This window comes from uncultured Alistipes sp. (genome assembly GCF_910580175.1).
Classification (GTDB): domain Bacteria; phylum Bacteroidota; class Bacteroidia; order Bacteroidales; family Rikenellaceae; genus Alistipes.
Map to the genome: position 1 here is coordinate 809 of NZ_CAJTXD010000011.1, position 2289 is coordinate 3097.

The 2289-nt window shown below is 59.6% G+C and carries 4 protein-coding genes; 1 reads left to right on the top strand and 3 read right to left on the bottom strand.

What is annotated here, in order from left to right:
• The 3 genes from QZ298_RS08665 to QZ298_RS08610 all read right to left on the bottom strand — a co-directional run.
• The coding region (locus tag QZ298_RS08665) for an isopentenyl transferase family protein (RefSeq protein WP_367114389.1) at nucleotides 1-114 on the bottom strand (114 nt) is incomplete at its 3' end.
• Complete coding sequence (locus tag QZ298_RS08605) at nucleotides 104-616, bottom strand: hypothetical protein (RefSeq protein WP_296008119.1); 513 nt, start codon at nucleotides 614-616, stop codon at nucleotides 104-106. The genes QZ298_RS08605 and QZ298_RS08665, both read right to left, overlap by 11 nt.
• Before the next feature lie 23 nt (nucleotides 617-639).
• Nucleotides 640-1680, bottom strand: coding sequence for an acyl-CoA reductase (locus tag QZ298_RS08610; protein WP_296008122.1), 1041 nt, complete (start codon nucleotides 1678-1680; stop codon nucleotides 640-642).
• Between the two features lie 77 nt (nucleotides 1681-1757).
• Here QZ298_RS08610 and kdsB point away from each other — a divergent pair.
• The coding region (gene kdsB / locus QZ298_RS08615; protein WP_296008124.1) for a 3-deoxy-manno-octulosonate cytidylyltransferase at nucleotides 1758-2289 on the top strand (532 nt) is incomplete at its 3' end.

Consider the following 2289-nt stretch of genomic DNA (forward strand, 5'->3'; position numbering starts at 1 on the left):
GTCGGTAGAGAGAATCGGCGCCCGCAAGTGCTTCGCAAGCTCTACGGCGACGTCGGTCTTACCCGAACCGGTGGGTCCCACCACGACCACCAGGGTCCCTTTCTTAGAAGTCATCGCCGAATCCGTCGTCTTCCATCCCCTCGAAATCGGCGAACTCCTCCATCATGTCGCTGAAAGGATCGTTCTCGTCCGCCTCCAATCCTCCCTCCGCCTGTGCGGGCGGCGTTCCCGCCGACAACACGACGCGGGGATAAACCGCCCCGGCGGCCTCCTGTTTGAAATCGATCACCTCCAGGAAAAGCTCGCGGGCGGAAAGCATATCGAAAACGAATATCAACCGCGATATTCCGGCAGCCAACACATCGCTCAGCCTCACCGCTTCCATCGGCAATGCGGCGATGCCGGCATCGCAATCCTGCATATCCTCCAGGGTATACTCCTGCAGCTTGTTCCACCCGGAATCGGCCGCAAAGAACGAACTGAAGTTGAAGGGATCGTAACCGAGATCCTCACAGATCAGATCGTGCAACTGCAACAGGTCGGTCGCATCCGCGACCTCATATTCCCGGACAAAATCGTCGGACTCACTGCCGAGCATCCTCAATTTGAAAACCATACGCGATTATAATATATAGATGTTTATAATTCCGTCGTTCCGTGGTCCGTTTCGGCGGGGGAAACGGAGGCGAGAAATTCCATGACATCCCGTCCGTCGGGATAATCCCAGGGCCGGGGCGTTTGTCCCTCTCCGAAACCGACCGCTCTGGGATGAAGCGCATCGCGCCCCACCACGCACTGCACCTTGCCGTCGTGCTCCTTCAACCAGGCATACGCCTCCTCTACCCTCCCGTAACGGTACGCCACGATGTTGCTGAGCGCAACGGGAAACTGTTCCCCTTCGGTCACGACGAACGTTCCGCCGTCGCAAAAGGGGGCACCCGACGCACGAAGCTGGGCCCGCAGGCTGCGATAGTTGTTGTAGTATTTGGGGTTGACCTCTTCACGCGCCGGAGCGACCGTCCGTGCAAAACGGTCGAGGTCGCAGGCCTGCGGCACGAAGACCAGGCCGACGTTGCGGCATCCGAGTCCGCTGTAACGGAACATATCCCGCCCCAGCGACCGCAACTCGTCTTCGGTTTCGTCGCCCGTAAGAAGAGCTACCGACCCGCGACTGCCCCGGATAAGGGAAGGAATACCATCGAAAAGAGCGTGAAAATAGCGGCCCGTATTGTCGCTACCGGTAGCGATCGCCGCATCGTAACGCCCTCCCGGCACATAATGTTCCACCGGCACCCCGGGCGCCAGCTCGCGCAGCAGTCCGACGACATACGCCATCAGCACCGAATCTTTGGACGAAGGTTTGACGAACGGAATATTCCCCGACGCCACGACATACAGCAGGTCGGCAAATCCCACCAACGGAATATTGCCGGCCATGATCACCGCCACCCGGCGGCCGCAAGGTCTCCCGACCGTTTCGTATCGCGCCAACCACTCTTTCAGCACCTCCGCGTCCAGCATGCTGCGGCGCAAGGCGTCGACGGCGAACCGTACGTCGGAAAGCGTAAACCAAGGATTGGCCGCCACGGCAGCCTCCGCTACCGCCGTGGTACCGAATCCCTCGAGCCGTTCGCCCAACCGGGCAAAAAGGTCCGCATAATATTCCTTCGATCTCCGCATTGTCCCGCAAATTTACAAAAAACCCGCAGCGCCGCCCGAAAAAACGTATATTTGTCTGTTCCAAAAAACCGAACCGCATGAAATTCATAGCCATCATTCCGGCACGCTACGCCTCCACGCGGTTTCCCGGGAAACCGCTCGCCGACATCCAGGGCAAACCCATGATACAACACGTATACGAACGCACGGCAAAGGTATTCGACCACTGCTGCGTCGCCACCGACGACGAACGCATCGCACGGGCCGTCGAAAGTTTCGGCGGACAGGCGGTCATGACCTCGACCGAGCATCGCAGCGGCACCGACCGCTGTGCCGAAGCGCTCGAAAAATACAGTGCCGCGACGGGCATGTCGTTCGACGTGGTAATCAACGTTCAGGGCGACGAGCCGTTCATCTCGGAAGAGCACCTGACCAGCCTGCGGGCAGCCTTCGACGATCCCGGAGCACACATCGCCACCCTGGCCTACCCCATGAAGCCGGGCGACGACATCTTCAACCCCAACTCTCCGAAAATAGCCCTCTCTCGCGACGGCTACGCTCTCTATTTCAGTCGAAGCGTCATCCCCTACATCCGGGGCGAAGCAGAAGCCGAGTGGGCGTCGCACCACG

Excerpts from the sequence above, each read along its gene's own strand:
- QZ298_RS08605 (WP_296008119.1), bottom strand. The coding sequence starts at position 616 with ATGGTTTTCAAATTGAGGATGCTCGGCAGTGAGTCCGACGATTTTGTC.
- QZ298_RS08610 (WP_296008122.1), bottom strand. The coding sequence starts at position 1,680 with ATGCGGAGATCGAAGGAATATTATGCGGACCTTTTTGCCCGGTTGGGC.